The organism is Sphingomonas sp. EU05-FHT14C10, from assembly GCF_058790595.1.
Map to the genome: position 1 here is coordinate 1 of NZ_JBYTEN010000026.1, position 16,328 is coordinate 16,328.

The 16,328-nt window shown below is 66.0% G+C and carries 14 protein-coding genes and 1 pseudogene; 10 read left to right on the forward strand and 5 right to left on the reverse strand.

All coding sequences use genetic code 11. The annotated features are described in order from the left end of the window. The 5 genes and pseudogenes from AC3WT0_RS17975 to AC3WT0_RS17995 form a co-directional block, all read left to right on the forward strand. Positions 1-174 (forward strand): annotated as a pseudogene (locus AC3WT0_RS17975) (S-(hydroxymethyl)glutathione dehydrogenase); the annotation flags it as partial. 1 nt (position 175) lies between these two features. Next, complete coding sequence (gene purU / locus AC3WT0_RS17980) at positions 176-1,039, forward strand: formyltetrahydrofolate deformylase (RefSeq protein WP_492754801.1); 864 nt, start codon at positions 176-178, stop codon at positions 1,037-1,039. Between the two features lie 8 nt (positions 1,040-1,047). Further along, positions 1,048-1,881: an S-formylglutathione hydrolase gene (gene fghA, locus AC3WT0_RS17985; RefSeq protein WP_492754802.1), complete on the forward strand. Its 834-nt coding sequence runs from the start codon at positions 1,048-1,050 to the stop codon at positions 1,879-1,881. Next, positions 1,878-3,104 carry an NAD(P)/FAD-dependent oxidoreductase gene (locus AC3WT0_RS17990; RefSeq protein ID WP_492754803.1) on the forward strand — a complete coding sequence of 409 codons (1,227 nt, stop codon included), beginning with the start codon at positions 1,878-1,880 and terminating at the stop codon, positions 3,102-3,104. Before fghA ends, AC3WT0_RS17990 begins: the two co-directional genes overlap by 4 nt. 4 nt (positions 3,105-3,108) lie before the next feature. After that, positions 3,109-3,633 (forward strand): dimethylsulfonioproprionate lyase family protein, encoded by a 525-nt coding sequence (locus AC3WT0_RS17995; protein WP_492754804.1) that lies wholly within the window; start codon positions 3,109-3,111, stop codon positions 3,631-3,633. On the opposite strand, the gene AC3WT0_RS18000 is transcribed toward AC3WT0_RS17995, so the two are convergent. Genes AC3WT0_RS18000 through AC3WT0_RS18020 form a run of 5 tightly spaced genes read right to left on the reverse strand, consistent with a single transcriptional unit; the run spans position 3,630 to position 9,579 of the window. Beyond that, positions 3,630-4,133 (reverse strand): hypothetical protein, encoded by a 504-nt coding sequence (locus AC3WT0_RS18000; RefSeq protein ID WP_492754805.1) that lies wholly within the window; start codon positions 4,131-4,133, stop codon positions 3,630-3,632. The genes AC3WT0_RS17995 and AC3WT0_RS18000 overlap by 4 nt on opposite strands. After that, positions 4,126-6,936, reverse strand: coding sequence for an FAD-dependent oxidoreductase (locus AC3WT0_RS18005; RefSeq protein ID WP_492754806.1), 2,811 nt, complete (start codon positions 6,934-6,936; stop codon positions 4,126-4,128). Before AC3WT0_RS18005 ends, AC3WT0_RS18000 begins: the two co-directional genes overlap by 8 nt. Continuing rightward, the gene (locus AC3WT0_RS18010) at positions 6,933-7,214 is read right to left on the reverse strand and encodes a sarcosine oxidase subunit delta (RefSeq protein WP_492754807.1); all 282 of its coding nucleotides are present in this window, start codon (positions 7,212-7,214) and stop codon (positions 6,933-6,935) included. The genes AC3WT0_RS18005 and AC3WT0_RS18010 overlap by 4 nt, the downstream gene beginning before the upstream one ends. Further along, complete coding sequence (locus AC3WT0_RS18015; RefSeq protein WP_492754808.1) at positions 7,214-8,473, reverse strand: sarcosine oxidase subunit beta family protein; 1,260 nt, start codon at positions 8,471-8,473, stop codon at positions 7,214-7,216. Before AC3WT0_RS18015 ends, AC3WT0_RS18010 begins: the two co-directional genes overlap by 1 nt. Beyond that, positions 8,470-9,579: an aromatic ring-hydroxylating oxygenase subunit alpha gene (locus AC3WT0_RS18020; protein WP_492754809.1), complete on the reverse strand. Its 1,110-nt coding sequence runs from the start codon at positions 9,577-9,579 to the stop codon at positions 8,470-8,472. The genes AC3WT0_RS18015 and AC3WT0_RS18020 overlap by 4 nt, the downstream gene beginning before the upstream one ends. Positions 9,580-9,704: 125 nt before the next feature. Here AC3WT0_RS18020 and AC3WT0_RS18025 point away from each other — a divergent pair, with 125 nt between their 5' ends. The 5 genes from AC3WT0_RS18025 (at position 9,705) to AC3WT0_RS18045 (ending at position 16,291) form a co-directional block, all read left to right on the forward strand. After that, the gene (locus AC3WT0_RS18025; RefSeq protein WP_492754810.1) at positions 9,705-11,318 is read left to right on the forward strand and encodes a phytoene desaturase family protein; all 1,614 of its coding nucleotides are present in this window, start codon (positions 9,705-9,707) and stop codon (positions 11,316-11,318) included. Then, positions 11,318-12,763, forward strand: a complete 1,446-nt coding sequence (locus tag AC3WT0_RS18030) for an APC family permease (protein WP_492754811.1) — start codon at positions 11,318-11,320, stop codon at positions 12,761-12,763. Before AC3WT0_RS18025 ends, AC3WT0_RS18030 begins: the two co-directional genes overlap by 1 nt. A gap of 39 nt (positions 12,764-12,802) precedes the next feature. Continuing rightward, positions 12,803-13,438 carry a TetR/AcrR family transcriptional regulator gene (locus AC3WT0_RS18035; RefSeq protein WP_492754812.1) on the forward strand — a complete coding sequence of 212 codons (636 nt, stop codon included), beginning with the start codon at positions 12,803-12,805 and terminating at the stop codon, positions 13,436-13,438. A gap of 73 nt (positions 13,439-13,511) precedes the next feature. Further along, positions 13,512-14,684: an aromatic ring-hydroxylating oxygenase subunit alpha gene (locus AC3WT0_RS18040; RefSeq protein ID WP_492754813.1), complete on the forward strand. Its 1,173-nt coding sequence runs from the start codon at positions 13,512-13,514 to the stop codon at positions 14,682-14,684. Then, the gene (locus AC3WT0_RS18045) at positions 14,681-16,291 is read left to right on the forward strand and encodes a phytoene desaturase family protein (protein WP_492754814.1); all 1,611 of its coding nucleotides are present in this window, start codon (positions 14,681-14,683) and stop codon (positions 16,289-16,291) included. The genes AC3WT0_RS18040 and AC3WT0_RS18045 overlap by 4 nt, the downstream gene beginning before the upstream one ends. Positions 16,292-16,328: the final 37 nt, after the last annotated feature.

Consider the following 16,328-nt stretch of genomic DNA (forward strand, 5'->3'; position numbering starts at 1 on the left):
GCGTTCGGCGGCGCCAAGGGCCGCACCGACGTGCCGAAGATCGTCGACTGGTACATGAACGGCAAGATCGAGATCGATCCCATGATCACTCATGTCCTCACCCTCGACGAGATCAACAAGGGCTTCGATCTCATGCACAAGGGCGAATCCATCCGATCCGTCGTGGTGTATTGAGGTGCCGCACAGCGGGTGGACTCTAACGCTGTCCTGCGAGGACAGGGTCGGGATCGTCGCGGCGGTCACCGGCCGGCTCGCGGGGATCGACGGCTTCATCCTCGATAGCCAGCAATATGCCGACCTGGAGACCGGCCGCTTCTTCATGCGCATCACTTTTATGGGAACGGGCACGGAGTTCCCGGACAGCGAGGAGGGGCTGCGTGCGGTGCTCGCGCCGGTTGCCGAAAATTATGTGCTCGACTGGGACCTGTGCTGCATCGACCATCGGCCGCGCCTGCTGATCGCGGTGTCGAAGGGGTCGCACTGTCTGGCCGACCTGCTCCACCGCTGGCGGAGCGGGGTGCTGCCCGTCGACATCGTCGGGATCGTCGGCAATCACCGCGATCTCGAGCCGATCGCCAACTGGTATGGCGTGCCTTTCCATTATCTGCCGGTCAGCGCGACGACGCGGGACGCGCAGGAGCAGGCGATCATCGAACTGTTCGAGCGCGAGCGCGCCGAACTGCTGGTGCTCGCGCGCTATATGCAAATCCTGTCGCAGGAGCTGGTCGATGCGCTTGCCGGGCGCTGCATCAATATCCACCACAGCTTCCTGCCGAGCTTCAAGGGCGCCAAGCCTTATGAGCGTGCGCATGAGCGCGGGGTGAAGCTGATCGGCGCGACCGCGCATTTCGTGACCGGAGACCTCGACGAAGGCCCGATCATCGAGCAGGCGGTGGAGCGCGTCGATCATCGCGCGACGGCGGTTGACCTTGCGCGGATCGGCCGCGACATAGAGGCGCAAGTCTTGGCGCGCGCGGTCGGCTGGGTAGCCGAGCGCCGCGTTTTCCTGAATGGGCGACGGACCGTCGTCTTCCGATAGGTGACTGAATGGACGTGATTTCGACCAACCGGAGCCATGGCGGGGTTCAAGGCGTCTATCGCCATGCCTCGACTGCGACCGGGACGGATATGACATTCTCGGTGTTCGTGCCCGATCATGCGCCGGGCGCGGTTCTACCGGTCGTCTGGTATCTGTCGGGGCTTACCTGCACCCACGCCAATGTGACCGAGAAGGGCGAGTATCGCCGCGCCTGCGCCGAGCATGGCCTGATCTTCATCGCGCCTGATACGTCGCCGCGCGGCGACGACGTGCCTGACGACGAGGCCTATGATTTCGGCAAGGGCGCGGGCTTCTATGTCGACGCCACCCAGGCGCCCTATGGCCGCAACTACAGGATGTGGAGCTATGTGACCGACGAGCTTCCCGCGCTTGTCGCCGCCGAATTCCCCGTCGATATGGGGCGGCAGGGCATCACCGGCCATTCGATGGGCGGGCATGGCGCGCTGACCATCGGGCTCAGCTTTCCCGAGCGCTTCGCTTCGATCTCGGCTTTCTCGCCGATCGTCGCGCCTTCGCAGGTGCCTTGGGGCGAAAAGGCGTTGGGGCGTTATCTGGGCGATGATCGCACGGCGTGGCGGCGGCATGACGCCACTGCGCTGATCGAGGATGGGGCGCGCGCAAAGGCGCTGCTCGTCGATCAGGGCGAGGCGGACCAGTTCCTTGCCGAGCAGCTCCGTCCGCAACTGCTGGCCGATGCCTGCGCAAAGGCGGGTATCGATCTGACCTTGCGGCTGCAGCCGGGCTATGATCACAGCTATTATTTCATCTCGACCTTCATGGACGATCATCTGGCCTGGCACGCAGCGAGGCTGAAGGCATGAGCGAGCGCGCCGATATCGTCATCGTCGGCGCGGGGCATGGCGGCGCGCAGGCGGCGGTCGCGCTGCGGCAGGCCAAGTTCGCGGGCACGATCGCGATGGTCGGCGACGAACCCGAGCTGCCTTATGAGCGGCCGCCGCTCTCCAAGGATTATCTGTCGGGCGAGAAGGCGTTCGAGCGCATATTGATCCGCCAGCCGGCCTTCTGGGAAGAGCGGCAGGTGCGGATGATGTCGGGCCGGCGCGTGGTCGCGGTCGATCCGGCGGCGCACGAACTGAGCTTCGCGGACGGGGCGACGCTTGGCTATGGCAAGCTGATCTGGGCGACGGGGGGAAGTCCGCGTCACCTGAGCTGCGATGGGCATGATCTTGCCGGCGTCCATGCAGTGCGCACGCGCGCTGACGTGGACCGGATGATCGCCGAGCTTCCGACGGTCGAGCGGGTCGTCGTGGTCGGCGGCGGCTATATCGGGCTCGAAGCGGCGGCGGTGCTGCGCAAGTTCGGCAAGCAGGTAACGGTGTTGGAAGCGCTCGACAGGGTGCTGGCGCGCGTCGCGGGCGAGCCGCTTTCGCGCTTTTTCGAGGACGAGCATCGCGCGCATGGTGTCGATATGCGGCTGGGCGTCGCGGTCGAGGCGATCGAGGGCGATGGCGGGCGCGTGACCGGCGTCAGGCTCGGCGATGGCGAGGTGGTGCCGGCCGACATGGTGATCGTCGGCATCGGTATCGTGCCTGCGACCGAACCGCTGATCGCGGCGGGGGCAGAAGGGAGCAATGGCGTACTCGTCGACGCGCAATGCCGAACGTCGCTGCCCGACATCTATGCGATCGGCGACTGCGCCGCGCATGCCAATCGCTTTGCCGACGGCGCGGTGATCCGGCTGGAATCGGTGCAGAATGCCAATGATCAGGCGACGATCGCGGCCAAGTCGATCCTTGGCGAGGATGTCGCCTATGATGCGGTGCCGTGGTTCTGGTCGAACCAGTATGACATCCGCCTGCAGACCGTCGGGCTTTCGACCGGGCATAACAGCGCCGTGCTGCGCGGCGATCCGGCGACAAGGAGCTTTTCGCTCGTCTATCTGAAGCAGGGGCGCGTGATCGCGCTCGACTGCGTCAACGCGACCAAGGACTATGTCCAGGGCCGCAGGCTGGTCGTCGAAGGCCTGTCGCCCGACCCGTCGGCGCTGGCCGATGCGGCAACGCCGCTCAAGGAATTGAGCTGAGCCGATGGCGGCCGACCGTCAGGCGGCGCTTGCGGAGCTGCTGGACGGGGTGAGCCAAGCGGCCGCCAACGCGGCGCAACCCGAGGTGCGTCGGATGGCGGCGACCGTTCGCCTTGATGTGGGCGATATGCGCGACGACACATTTGCGTCGAGCGTCGCGCCGCTGTTGACAGGGCTTGAACAGGCAGGCGGCGTCGCGGCGGCCTTCGCCGCGCTGGCGCCCTGCCTCAAATGGTATCCAGGCGACGCCGGCTATGCGACGGCGGACATCGTCGGCGATGACGGCATCGCCGCCGGCGAACGGATTTGGTTCGGCGCGACGGCGATGGCGCCGGGGAGCCTCTATCCGCTCCACCGCCACGCGCCCGAGGAATTGTATCTGTTCCTCACCCCCGGCGCCTTCCGGGGCGACGATGAAGTCTGGCAGGATATTCCGGCGGGCGGAGCGGTCTATAATCCCCCCTGGCGGACGCACGCGTTGAAGGCCGGCAGCGCGCCGCTGGTCGCGCTCTGGTTCCTGACGCTTTAGCGCTCTCCCGTCTGGTCGACCGCGCACCAGCGCTCGACGAGCCATTGCCGGACATATTCGGCATAGGAGCGATCGACGAAGAGGCGCACCGCCGACAGCTCGGCATCGTGCCAAAGCACGGTCATCCGCAGCGCGGCGAGGCGTGTCACGCGCGATGCGAGGCCGGGGGCGGGGCGGTCCTGCCCGAGGCGCGTGCGCAGCTCGCTGCCGGTGAGGTCGAAGGCCATGATGCCGGCGGCGGCATCGCCGAGCAGCGCGGGGCGGCCGACGATCGCGGCTTCGAGTGCGGCGCGCCTGTCGCCGAGGCCGGCGATCAGATAGTCGTTCGGCCCCTGCCAGATGATCAGCAGACCGGCACGCGTTGGCCGGTCCGCAGTCGGCAACGGTGCGCCGAGCAGATCGGTGAGGTGCTGCGTGAAAGCGGGGTCGCGATCGGGATCGAAGGTCAGGCGGTACAGCTCGCCGGGCTCGCCCATGCGGAAGCGGATGATGTCAGACATTGAGCCTTGCCCCTTCCGGGTCGAAGAAGCGGGGCGAAGTGACGCGTGCATGCCGCTCCACGCCGCCTGACCAGATGGTCACCGTCTCGCCATGGCGCTTGCGTCCATCGGCAAGGAGACCGAGCGAAATGGCGCGATCGAGCGTCGGGCTGAAGCAACTGCTCGTCACGAAGCCCTGACTGGGATGCGGTGCGCCGCCGACGATGTGCCCCCCAACGGGCAGGGGGCGCTGGTCGTCGAGCGGTTCGAAACCGACCAGCTGGCGGCGGCCGGGCGCGGTCGCGCTGGGGTGAAGCAGCGAGCGCTTGCCAAGATAGTCGCCCTCGCGCCGGCCGAGCTTGCCCCAGCCGATGTCGGCGGGGATCGATGCGCCGTCGGTATCGGTGCCGATATGGATGAAGCCCTTCTCGATGCGCAGCACATCGAGCGCCTCGAGCCCGAAGGGAATCATGCCGAAGAGCTGGCCAGCGTTCCACAGGATATCCGCCAGCTCGTTTGCACGAGGCGCGGAAACCGCGATCTCATAGCTCAATTCGCCGGTGAAGCTGACGCGCTGGACGCGAACGCGGTGGCCGCCGATCGCGGTCTCGCATAGCGACAAATGCGGGAAATCGTCGGGCATGCTGCAGCCGGCCGCTTGCAGCACGTCGCGGGCGCGTGGGCCGGCGACGGTCAGTACCGCCCATTCCTCGCTGACGTCGCGCGTCACGAAATCGAGCGGCCATTGGCACTGATGCCAATCCTCGATCCAGCCGCGCACGCGCGCGGCATGGCTGCTGCTGGCGTTGAGGAGGAAATGATCCTCGCCGAGCCGCGCGATAACGCCGTCGTCGAGGAGGATGCCAAGCTCGTCGCAGAGAAGATTGTAGCGCGTCTTGCCGACGGGGATCGTGCTCGGCCGCCCGACCGAGATGAGATCGAGAAAACGCCCGGCCTCTGGGCCTTTCAACTCGATCTTGCCGAAGGAGGAGGAGTCCATCATCGCAACATTGCTGCGCACGGCGAGCGATTCACGGTGCGACGCGGCCTCCATCGTCTCGCCGGCGAGCGGATAATGCGAAGGGCGCAGATAGCCGAAATCCTCGAACTCGGCGCCGCGCGCGACATGCCAGTCGTGCGCGGGCAGATGCTGCCAGCTGTGGAACAGCTTGCCGTTGGGGCGATCTGCAGCGAGCGTGGCGATGGCGACGGGCGCGAAGGGCGGGCGGTATTTGGTGGTGCCGAGGCGGGCGGGATCCTCGGCGCGGATCTGCGCGAGTGCGGCGACGCCGTTGCTGCTGCTGAGCCGCCCCTGATCGACGCCCATGCCCCAGACGGTGTAGCGTTTCACATGTTCCACCGAGCGATAATTCTCGCGCGTCGCCTGTTCGAGATCGGCGAGCGAGACGTCGGTCTGCATGTCGATGAAGACGCGCTTGGGCTTGGTGGCGCGCGGCAGAGTGGGGAAGGCTGGGCCGGACAGGGGAGCGACAGGCGAGGGAGCATCGCCGCGTGCTGCGGCGGTGCCTGCAGCATAGCCGCTGGCGACAGCGTCGTTCAGGTCGCGGATGCCGGCGGCAAGGCCGCAGATGTGCGTCGCCTGCGCCGCGCGATCGGGAACAAAGCCGCCAAGCGCCGGATCGTAGCGCGTCGTTCCGCCCGACTGGCTGAAGAGCTGGACGGCAGGCGACCAGCCGCCCGACGCGGCAATGAGATCGCAGGCGATGCGCCTTTGGCCGGCGGCGCCCTCGATCAGCGCGGCGCGGACGCACGACGATCCGATCGCCTCGCGGATGTGGCTTTGTTCGTGGAGTGCGATGCCGCGCGCGCGCGCTTCGCCGGCGAGGGCAGCGGAAGCGCGGCGCGGATCGACGATGGCGCGCACGGCGAGCCCGGCATCATGTGCGGCGAAGGCCGCAGCATAGGCGGTGTCGTCGATCGCGGCGAACAGCGCCTCGCGGCCCGGCGCTACGCCGTAGCGCCGGACATAGGTGTCGACCGCGCTCGCAAGCATCACGCCGGGCAGGTCGTTATTGGCGAAGAGTTGAGGTCGCTCGAAGCCGCCGGTGGCGATCACGACCTGCTTCGCGCGGAATTTCCACAGGCGCTGGCGCAGCGCACCGCTGCCTACGTCCTCGACCGCAGTGACGAAATTGCCGTCATAATAGCCGAGCGCGGTGGTTCGGGTCAGCACCGATATGCCGGCCGGCGCGTCATGCGCGAGGTGAGTATCGGCTTCGATCAGCGTTACTTCGGCGCCGGCCGCTGCCGCTGCTTCGGCTGCAGCGAGGCCCGCGGGACCGCCGCCGATGACGAGGATGTCGACATGGCGTTCGAGTGCTTCGTAACGGTCGGGATCCGGCAGGGCGGGCGCACGGCCGATGCCTGCGGCGCGGCGGATGACGGGTTCGAACAGGTGCCAGTTCGGCCAGATGAAGGTCTTGTAGTAGAAGCCGGCGCTCAGCAGCGCCGAGAGCCTGTCGTTGATCCGCCCGAGGTCGAAGCGCGTCGAGGGCCAGCCGGTGGGGCTTTCGGCGACCAGCCCGTCGCGGAGGGGGGCGAGCGTCGCCGGCATGTTGGGGATGAGGCGATCGCCCTCGCCAAGCTGGACGAGGGCATTGGTCTCGGCGAAGCCGGTGCCGACGATGCCGCGTGGGCGATGATATTTGAAACTGCGCCCGACGACGGAGACGCCGTTGGCCAATACTGCCGAGGCGAGCGTGTCGCCTTCGAAACCGCGCAGCGTCCGTCCGTTGAAGCGGAAGGAGATCGGACGCGCGCGGTCGATACCCGATCCGCCGCATTCAAGCCTGAAGCCACTCATGCCTTCATGTCCGGGCGGGGCGCATCGGGGCGGTAGGTGGCGAGGATGCGGTGGCTGGCGGTGTCGCGCAGTGCGTGGAACCAGCGGCGGCAGCCATAGCTGTGAACCCAGCGTTCGGCGAGCAGGCCCTTGGGATTGTCATGGTAGAACAGATATTCGGCCCATTCGTCTTCTGAGATGGTTTCGGGCGGCTCGGGCCGGTCGATATGCGCGTCGCCGCCATTGACGAATTCGTCCTCGTCGCGGCGGCCGCACCAGGGGCAGTCGATCCACAGCATCAGTGCGAAATCCCGGCGGCGGCCGCTTCGTCGACCAGCGCGAGATCGCGGAAACGGTCGAGCGAGAAGGCACGGATCAGCGGATGGGGCTCGCCCGTCGCGATCGTGTGAGCGAAGGTCTCGCCCCCCGCAGGAATAGCCTTGAAGCCGCCGCCGCCCCAGCCGCTGTTAAGAAAGAGGCCGGGCACGGGGCTTTTGCCGAGTACCGGCGAGCTGTCATAGGCATAGTCGACGATGCCCGACCATTGGCGCAGCAGGCGCACGCGGCCGAAAGACGGTATCAACTCGACGAGTGCCGAGAGGGCCGCTTCCATCGTCGGCAGGTTTCCGCGCTGGGCATAGGAAGCATAGGCGTCGGCGTGGCCGCCGATCACCAGGCCGCCCTTGTCCGACTGGCTGACATAGCAGCCGAGCAGGTTTGACGAAGCGATGGTGTTCAGCACCGGCTTCATCGGTTCGGTCACAAAGGCCTGGAGCGCATAGCTGCGCAGCGGCAGGCGGAAGCCCGCCATATCGGCGAGCACGCTCGAATGACCCGCGACCGCGACGCCGACACGGTTGGCGCGGATCGCCCCGCGCGTCGTCTCGACCCCGGTCATGGCGCCCGTCACGGGATCGCGGCTGATGCCGGTGACCGCGCATTGCTGGATGATGTCGACGCCGAGCCGGTCGGCGGCGCGGGCATAGCCCCAGACGACGGCGTCGTGGCGCACCGTTCCGGCGCGGCCCTGCCACATGCCGCCGAGGATCGGATAGCGCGCGTCGGGCTTGTCGTTGAGGATCGGGCAGATGCGATAGCATTGCTCGCGGCTGAGCAGCTTCATGTCGACGCCGTTTAGCGCCATCGCGTTGACCAGCCGGCGCTGGAAATCCAGCTCGTGTCGCGTGTGCGCGACGACGAGCTGGCCGCGCTGGCTGAACATGATGTTGAAGTTCAATTCGCGCGACAGGCCTTCGTAGAGGCGGAGCGAATGATCGAAGAAGGCGGCGCTCTGGGGATAGTAATAATCGGACCGGACGATGGTGGTGTTGCGGCCGGTATTGCCGCCGCCGATCCAGCCTGCCTCGAGCACCGCGACATTGGTGATCCCGTGGCGTTTGGCCAGATAATAGGCCGTCGCGAGGCCATGGCCGCCGCCGCCGATGATGATCGCGTCATAGGCGGGCTTTGGCTCGGGGGATCGCCATGCTTCCGGCCAGTCCTTGTTGCCGGTCAGAGCGTGGCGCGCGATGGCGAGCGCCGAATAGCGTCCCTTCATCCGCCCTGGCGCTCTGCCACATAGCGACGGATATCGAGGCTGTAATCCTCGATCGGCGAATAATAGCCATGGGTGTGGACGCCGGCCGCGATGCCCGACTGGACGCGCTCGCACACCGCCCAGTCCTGGCGATTGACCAGATCCCAGAAGTCGACGGCGTCAGAAGGATCGAAATCCGGCTTCGCCATTTCGTCCTTGTGGAAGAGAAAGCGGCATTCGACGACCGTGCGATCTGCGGCGACGGGCCAGAGCAGGAAGGCCGCGGCGTGATCCATCGACACGCTGAACATCAGATTGGGATAAAGCAGCTCGCCCTTGTGGCGGACCTGCTCCTCGTCGGAGAGGCCGGGGAAGGGAGCGCGGCTGGTCGTGCCCGTGGCGGTGTAGGTGACCGCGCCCGCGCGGTGCGGGATGCCGGCTTCCCAGTCGAGATCGATGCCGCCGCGTTCACGGAAGGCGGGGACGACCTCGCACAGCTCCGGATGGACGCCGGGGCAGTGGTAGCATTCATTATAATTTTCGAGGATGATCTTCCAGTTGGTGGCGAGCTCATAGCGAAGCGTCTTTGCGGTCCGCAGGTCGGCGAGCGGATAATTGCCGAGGCGGCGGGGCGCCTCACCCAGGCTCGCCTCGAAATCGGGCGCGCTTGCGGGCGTGAGATTGAGGAAGATGAAGCCGCCCCAGGTCGCGACGCCGACGGGATAGAGCGAATAGTCCGCCTTGTTGAAGCCCGGCGCGTCCTGCAGGTGCGGCGCGGCGAGGAGGCGCCCGTCGAGTGCGTAGGACCAGCTATGATAGGGGCAGCGGATCATGTTGCGCGCAACGACGCCGGCATCGAGCTTCACGCCCCAGCGCGCATCGTTGCCGGCATCGCACATGCGCGCGCCGCGGTGGCGGCAGACGTTGTAATGGGCGTGAAGCGCGCCGTCGCGGGCGCGGACCAGCAAGATATTCTCGCCCGTGACGTCGAGCACGAGATGGTCGCCGGGTTCGGGCAGCTCTTCCTCACGGGCGGCGCAGAACCAGTCGCGCGTAAAAATCGTTTCCTTGTCGCGTGCGAAGGCCTCCGGCGTCAGATAAGCGGCGCTGTCGAGCGAGCGTTCCATGGCAACATTGCTCTCCGGCTCAGTCATTGTCGTCGAGTCTCCGAGGTTGTTATTAGACACTTGCCTCATAAGAACCTTTCGGGCAAGCCATGTCGTGATGAGTTTATGACGGAGCGGATGATCGCATGGCGGGGCAGAGGAATCACTATGATGCGATCGTGGTCGGGGGCGGGCATAATGGCCTGACGGCGGCGGCCTATCTGGCGCGTGCCGGGCGATCGGTGCTGGTGCTGGAGCGACGTGAGATCGTGGGCGGTGCCTGCGTGACCGAGGAAGTGATTCCGGGGCACCGCGTGTCCTTTACCTCCTACATCGCATCGATGCTGATGCCGACGGTGATTCGCGATCTCGATCTGGGGTCGCACGGCCTGAAGATGGTCGCCTGCGATCCGATCCTCACCGTGCCGCTGGGCGACGGGCGGATCATTCGCTGGTGGTCCGATCCGCAGCGGACGGCGGAGGAGATCGGCCGCTTCTCGAAGAAGGATGGCGCGGCGTTCCTCGAGGTTGACCGCAAGCTCAAGGCGCTGGCCGCCTATCTCCAGCCCTTCTTCCTCCAGCCGCCGCCCGATCTTGCCGCGAAGGGTTTCGACAAGCTCCGCGAGGGGCTGCGCATCGCGAAGCGTTTCCGTAAAATCAGCGGCGGCGAGATGGGCGAGATGGTGACCTTCCTCACCGGATCGCTGGGCGATTTCCTCGACCGCCATTTCGAGGCCGAAGAAACCAAGCGAATGATCCTCGCCAACAGTGTCTACGGCAAGCATGGCGGCCCTTATGAGCCGGGCTCGGCGGTGGGCATGGTGTTTCACCTGCTGTCGGGCGGCGATCACAGCATCCAGGGCTTCAACGGTCATGTGATGGGCGGGATGGGGGCGATCAGCGCCGCCATCGCGGCCGCCGCGCGCGGCTTCGGGGCTGAGATACTGACCGAGGCGCCGGTTGCGCGGATCGATGTCGATCGCGGGCGCGCCAGGGGCGTGACTCTGGCCGACGGGCGGCGCTTCACTGCAGATGCGATCCTGTCCAATGCCGATCCCAAGCGGACGTTCCTCAGCCTCGTCGATCCCGAGCATCTGCCGGAGGATTTCCGGCGCGACATCGAGGCGATCAAGATGAGCGGGCCGGCGGCCAAGCTCAATCTGGCACTGTCGGGCGAGCCTACGGTCATCGGGCGCGGCAGGGATGCCGGGCCGCTCGAACGATCGTTGCTGTCGATCGCGCCGACGCTGGAAGGCGCGCAACGCTGCGCCGACATCGCGCGCTTCGGCGACATTCCCGAGCAGCTCTGGATCGACTGCGTCATCCCCAGCCTGGTCGATGACAGTCTCTGCCCGCCGGGCCATCATATGATGACCTGCTTCATCCAGTTCGTGCCCTATCGCCTGCGCGAGGGAACATGGGATGATCATCGCGAGGCCTTCGCCGATTCGATCATCCGCCAGATCACGCGGCACATGCCCGATCTGCCGGAGAAGATCATCGGCAGGACGGTGCTGACGCCGCTGGATCTGGAGCGGACCTACGGGCTGACGGAGGGCAATATCTTCCACGGCGATCTCCATCCCGGCGCGCTTTTCTCGATGCGTCCGGTGCCGCGCTGGTCGCAATATCGCATGCCGGTGAAAGGGCTTTACCTCTGCGGCGCCGGCGCGCACCCGGGCGGCGGTGTAACGGGAGCTCCGGGGCATAACGCCGCGATGCAACTGCTGCGCGACACCAAGGGGCGGCGAGCAGCCTGATGGCGGGAGGTGCGCACAACCCGCCCAAGGTCATGGGCATCGCGGACCTCGCGCTCTTCTACATTGTTACCGGCGTCAGCCTTCGCTGGATCGCGACTGCGGCGGCGATGGGGCCAAGCGCGATCTTCGTGTGGATCGGCGCGCTGATCGGCTTTTACCTGCCGCTGGTGCTGGCCATCGTCGAGCTGTCGTCACGCTACCCGCAGGAAGGCGGGCTCTACATCTGGACCAAGCAGGCCTTCGGGCCCTTTGTCGGCTTCATGGCGGGGTGGAGCTATTTCACCTCCAACCTGCCCTATTTTCCGGCTGTCTTCTATTTCGACGCGGGCAACGCGCTGTTCATCGGCGGCGACAAATTCCTCCATCTTCATAACAACGCCATGTTCTTCGTCGGCTTCTCGCTGATCGCGCTCGCCTTCATCACATGGCTCAACATCGTCGGGCTGCGTTTCGGCAAATGGATGCACAATGTCGGCGCGGTCGGCATGTGGCTGCCCGTACTGGTCGTGGTCGTGCTGGCGACACTCGTGTGGAGCCGGTTCGGCTCGGTGACGCAATTCTCGGCCGCCGCAATGGTGCCGACCTTCGACATCCAGCACATGATCTTCTGGGCCTCGATCGCTTTCGCGCTGTCGGGCGCCGAGACGGCATCGTTCATGAGCGGGGAGATCAAGAATCCAAGGCGCACCATTCCACGCGCCTTGCCGATCGCGGGCGTGGTGATCGTGCTCTGCTATATATTGGGCACGCTCGCGGTGCTGGTCGTGATGCCGTCGTCCGAGGTGAACAGCCTGCAGGGGCTGATCCAGGCCGGTGCTGTGGCGGCGGACAAGCTCGGCATCGGCTGGCTCGTCATTCCCGTGGCGCTGCTGATCACCATCGGTAATCTGGGGGCGGCGAGCGGGTTCCTGTCGTCCTGCGCGCGCATTCCCTTCTCGGTCGGCATCGATCGTATGTTGCCGCCGGTCTTCGCGCGCGTGCATCCGCGTTACGGCACGCCCTATGTCGCGCTGCTGCTGCAGGGCGCGCTGGGGGCGCTGTTCTGCATATTGGGGCAGGCAGGGACGGGGGTGAAAGGCGCTTATGACGTGCTGGTCAGCATGGGGATCATTGCCGCCTTCCTGCCCTTTGCCGGCATCTTCCTTTCGGTCATCCGCCTCCAGCGCGAACCGGCCGGCCCCGAAGTGACGCGCCTGCCGGGAGGGAGCGCGACATCGATCGCCATCGCCTGCGTCGGGCTGACGACGACGCTCGTCGCGCTCGTTCTGGCGGCATTCCCGGCCCCCGACGAGGCCAACAAGCCGCTCGCCATCGCCAAGATCATCGGCATGACGGCGATCCTGCTGGGGACGGGCGCGCTCGTCTACTATTTCGGCCGCCGCAGCGCGCGGCGAGCCAGTGACTTCCACAATGGGGAAGCGGTCCCTATCTGCTCTATGGATTAGCGTCGGGGCAGTTGGGCCCCTGTGCCGGGGGATGAGTTGATGATCGAGACCGATATCGTCGTCGGAGATGGTCCGAAGCGGATCAGGGCGAAGCGCCAGCCGCCGCTGGAGCGGCGGCAGGACCTGCTGGCGGTGACGGTGAGCTGTCTGGCCCGGCTTGGGCCGAAGGGGACGACGGGGCGCGAGATCTGCCGGCAGGCCGGCGTTTCGCACGGATTGCTGCGCCACTATTTCCGCAATCCGGACAATCTGCTCCTCGAGACCTACGAACTGCTGTGCGAACAGCTGATCACGCATCTTGAAGCCGAGATCGGCGAAATCGGCGATGACCCCGGCGCCGCGCTCACGCGCTTCTTCAGCGCCGCTTTCTCCAAGGAGTGGGCGAGCCCCGACGTGATCGGTGCATGGATGGTCTTCTGGCAACTTGTGCGCAGCCGCGAGGATTTCGCTCAGGTCAGCGTCAACTTCAACCAGCGCCAGCGCGTGTTGATGGAGCGAGTCGTCAGCCGGCTTCCGCAGAGCAAGGGTGCGCCGCCCATGGCCGATTCGATCGCGATCCTTTCGGCGGTGCTGGATGGGCTGTGGATCGAATTCTACCTGTCCGAAGAGCGCACGCCCAAGGAGCGCTGCATAGCGCTATGCCAGGAAACGGCGGCACGCCTGTTCAATTGCTGAATCGAAGAGCGTGCTTGCACACCCCTGATTCTTGTTATACGAGTGTCTAACAAGGCATGGGGAGTATCGCACAATGGCGCTCGCGCAGATTCGGCAGAATGTGGATCCGGACGAGGGATGGAGTCTCCCGGCCTGGACCTACTCGGATCAGGATTTCTTCAACGCCGAGATTCAGCAGATCATGCGCCCGTCGTGGCAGGTGGTTTGTCATCTCAGCGACATTCCCAACCACGGCGACTTCCACACGCTGGAATATATCGGCGAGAGCATCGTCGTCGTCCGCACCAAGGAAGGCGGCGTCAACGCCTTCACCAATGTCTGCCGCCATCGCGGCGCGCGTCTGGTCGACGGCCCTTCGGGTTGCGCGAAGAAGCTGATCTGCCCCTACCATGCCTGGGCTTATGAGCTCGACGGCCGCCTGACCGGCGTACCGATGCGTGAGACCTACGGCATCGACATGACCAAGCACGGCCTGACCCCGGTCGAGCTGGAAATCTGGCGCGGCTTCATCTTCGTCCGGCTGGAAGGCGGCGGGCCTTCGATCGCCGAGATGATGAAGCCCTATGATCATGAAGTGGAGCCTTACCGCTTCGAGGATCTGCGCGCCTTCGGCCGCGTCACGCTGCGCCCGCGCCGCGTGAACTGGAAGAATGTCGGCGACAATTATTCGGACGGCCTGCACATCGCGGTGGCGCATCCGGGGCTGAAGCGCCTGATGGGCAACGGCTATGGCGTCGAGGCGACCGAGCACGTCGACAAGATGTGGGGGCCGCTGGTCGACCGCACGTCGAACAATGCGTCGGAGCGCGCCTATCAGCGCTACCTGCCGCATGTCGACCATCTGCCCGAGGATCGCCAGCGGCTGTGGACCTATTTCAAGCTGTGGCCGAACGTCGCGTTCGACATTTATCCCGATCAGGTCGATTTCATGCAGTGGCTGCCGATTTCGCCCACTGAATGCCTGATCCGCGAAATCGCCTATGCCGTCCCCGACGATCGCCGCGAGATGCAGGCCGCGCGCTATCTCAACTGGCGCATCAATCGCCAGGTCAACGCCGAGGACACGACGCTCATCGAGCGCGTGCAGGACGGCATGTCGTCCGAGAGCTTCTCGGTCGGGCCGCTCAGCCAGGACGAAGTCGCGCTTCGTAATTTCTGCCGCAAGATTCGCCACGCCATCCCGGAAGCGCGCCAGCATCGCGCGCCCAAGCCGGGCTGGAGCCATGCCTACGGAGCCGCCAAGTGACCAAGAAATATGATGCAGTGATTATCGGCGGCGGCCACAACGGGCTTGTCTGCGCCTATTATCTGGCGCGCGCCGGCAAGTCGGTGCGCGTGCTCGAACGCCGCCCGATCGTCGGCGGCGCGGCGGTGACCGAGGAGTTTCATCCGGGCTTCCGCAATTCGGTGGCGAGCTACACGGTCAGCCTGCTGCAGCCCAAGGTGATCCGCGACATGAAGCTGGCCGAACGCGGCCTGCGCATCGTCGAGCGCCCGATCTCCAACTTCCTGCCGCAGGAAGACGGGCGCTATCTGAAGCTGGGCGGCGGACTGGAACGGACGCAAGCCGAGTTCCGTCGCTTCTCGCAGCATGATGCTGATGCGCTGCCGGGCTATTACGAGACGCTCGATACGGTGGCGGACGTGCTACGCGACCTCGCGCTCCAGTCGCCTCCCAATATCGGCGACGGCATCCACACGCTGATCGCGGCCGCCAAGCAGGGCCGGGGGCTGACCAAGCTCAGCCTCGCGCAGCAGCGTGACGTGCTGGAGCTCTTCACCAAGTCGGCGCGCACTTTCCTCGACAGCTGGTTCGAGAATGAAGCGGTCAAGGCCGCGTTCGGTTTCGACGCCGTCGTCGGCAACTTTGCCAGCCCGGATACGCCCGGTTCGGCCTATGTGCTGCTCCACCACGTCTTCGGCGAAGTGAACGGCAAGAAGGGCGCATGGGGCCACGCCATCGGGGGCATGGGCGCGATCACCCAGGCGATGCGCCAGGCGTGCGAGGAACTGGGCGTCGAAATCACGATCGAGGCGCCGGTCGCACGGGTGCTGGTCGATGGCGGCCGCGCGGTGGGCGTGAAGCTCGAGAGCGGCGCCGAGGTGATGGGCGACGCGGTGATCTCCAACGTCGGCCCACGCCTGCTCTACGACAAGCTGATCGCCGCGAGCGACCTCGCTCCTGAATTCCGTCGCCGCGTGAAGGCGTTCAAGGTCGGCTCCGGCACCTTCCGCATGAACGTCGCGCTGTCGGAGCTTCCGCGCTTCTCGTGCCTGCCCGAGCCGGGCGAGCATCTCCAGTCGGGCATCATCATCGCGCCGACGCTGGACTATATGGACCGCGCCTATACCGACGCGAAGCAGACCGGCATGTCGAAGGCGCCGATCGTCGAGATGCTGATCCCGTCGATCGTCGACGACAGCCTCGCGCCTCCGGGGCAGCATGTCGCCAGCCTCTTCTGCCAGCAGTTCGCGCCCGAACTGCCCGACGGCCGGAGCTGGGACGATGCGCGCGAGGAAGCCGCCGACCTCATCATCGATACGGTCGAGCGCTGGGCGCCGGGCTTCAAGGCTTCGGTCATTGCGCGGCAGATCCATTCGCCGCTCGACCTTGAGCGCAAGTTCGGCCTTACCGGCGGGGACATCATGCATGGCAACATGTCGCTCGATCAGTTGTGGGCGGCGCGCCCGATCCTCGGCAACGGCGCCTATCGCGGCCCGCTTAAGGGGCTCTACATGTGCGGTGCAGGTGCGCATCCGGGCGGTGGGGTGACCGGCGCTCCGGGCCACAATGCGGCGCGCGAGATCCTCGCCGATCGCGGTCTGTGGCGCAGGCTGACGCGCGCGGCTTGAGCCGGGCGGGACAATCGGTGCAGGATCGACGCCTGTC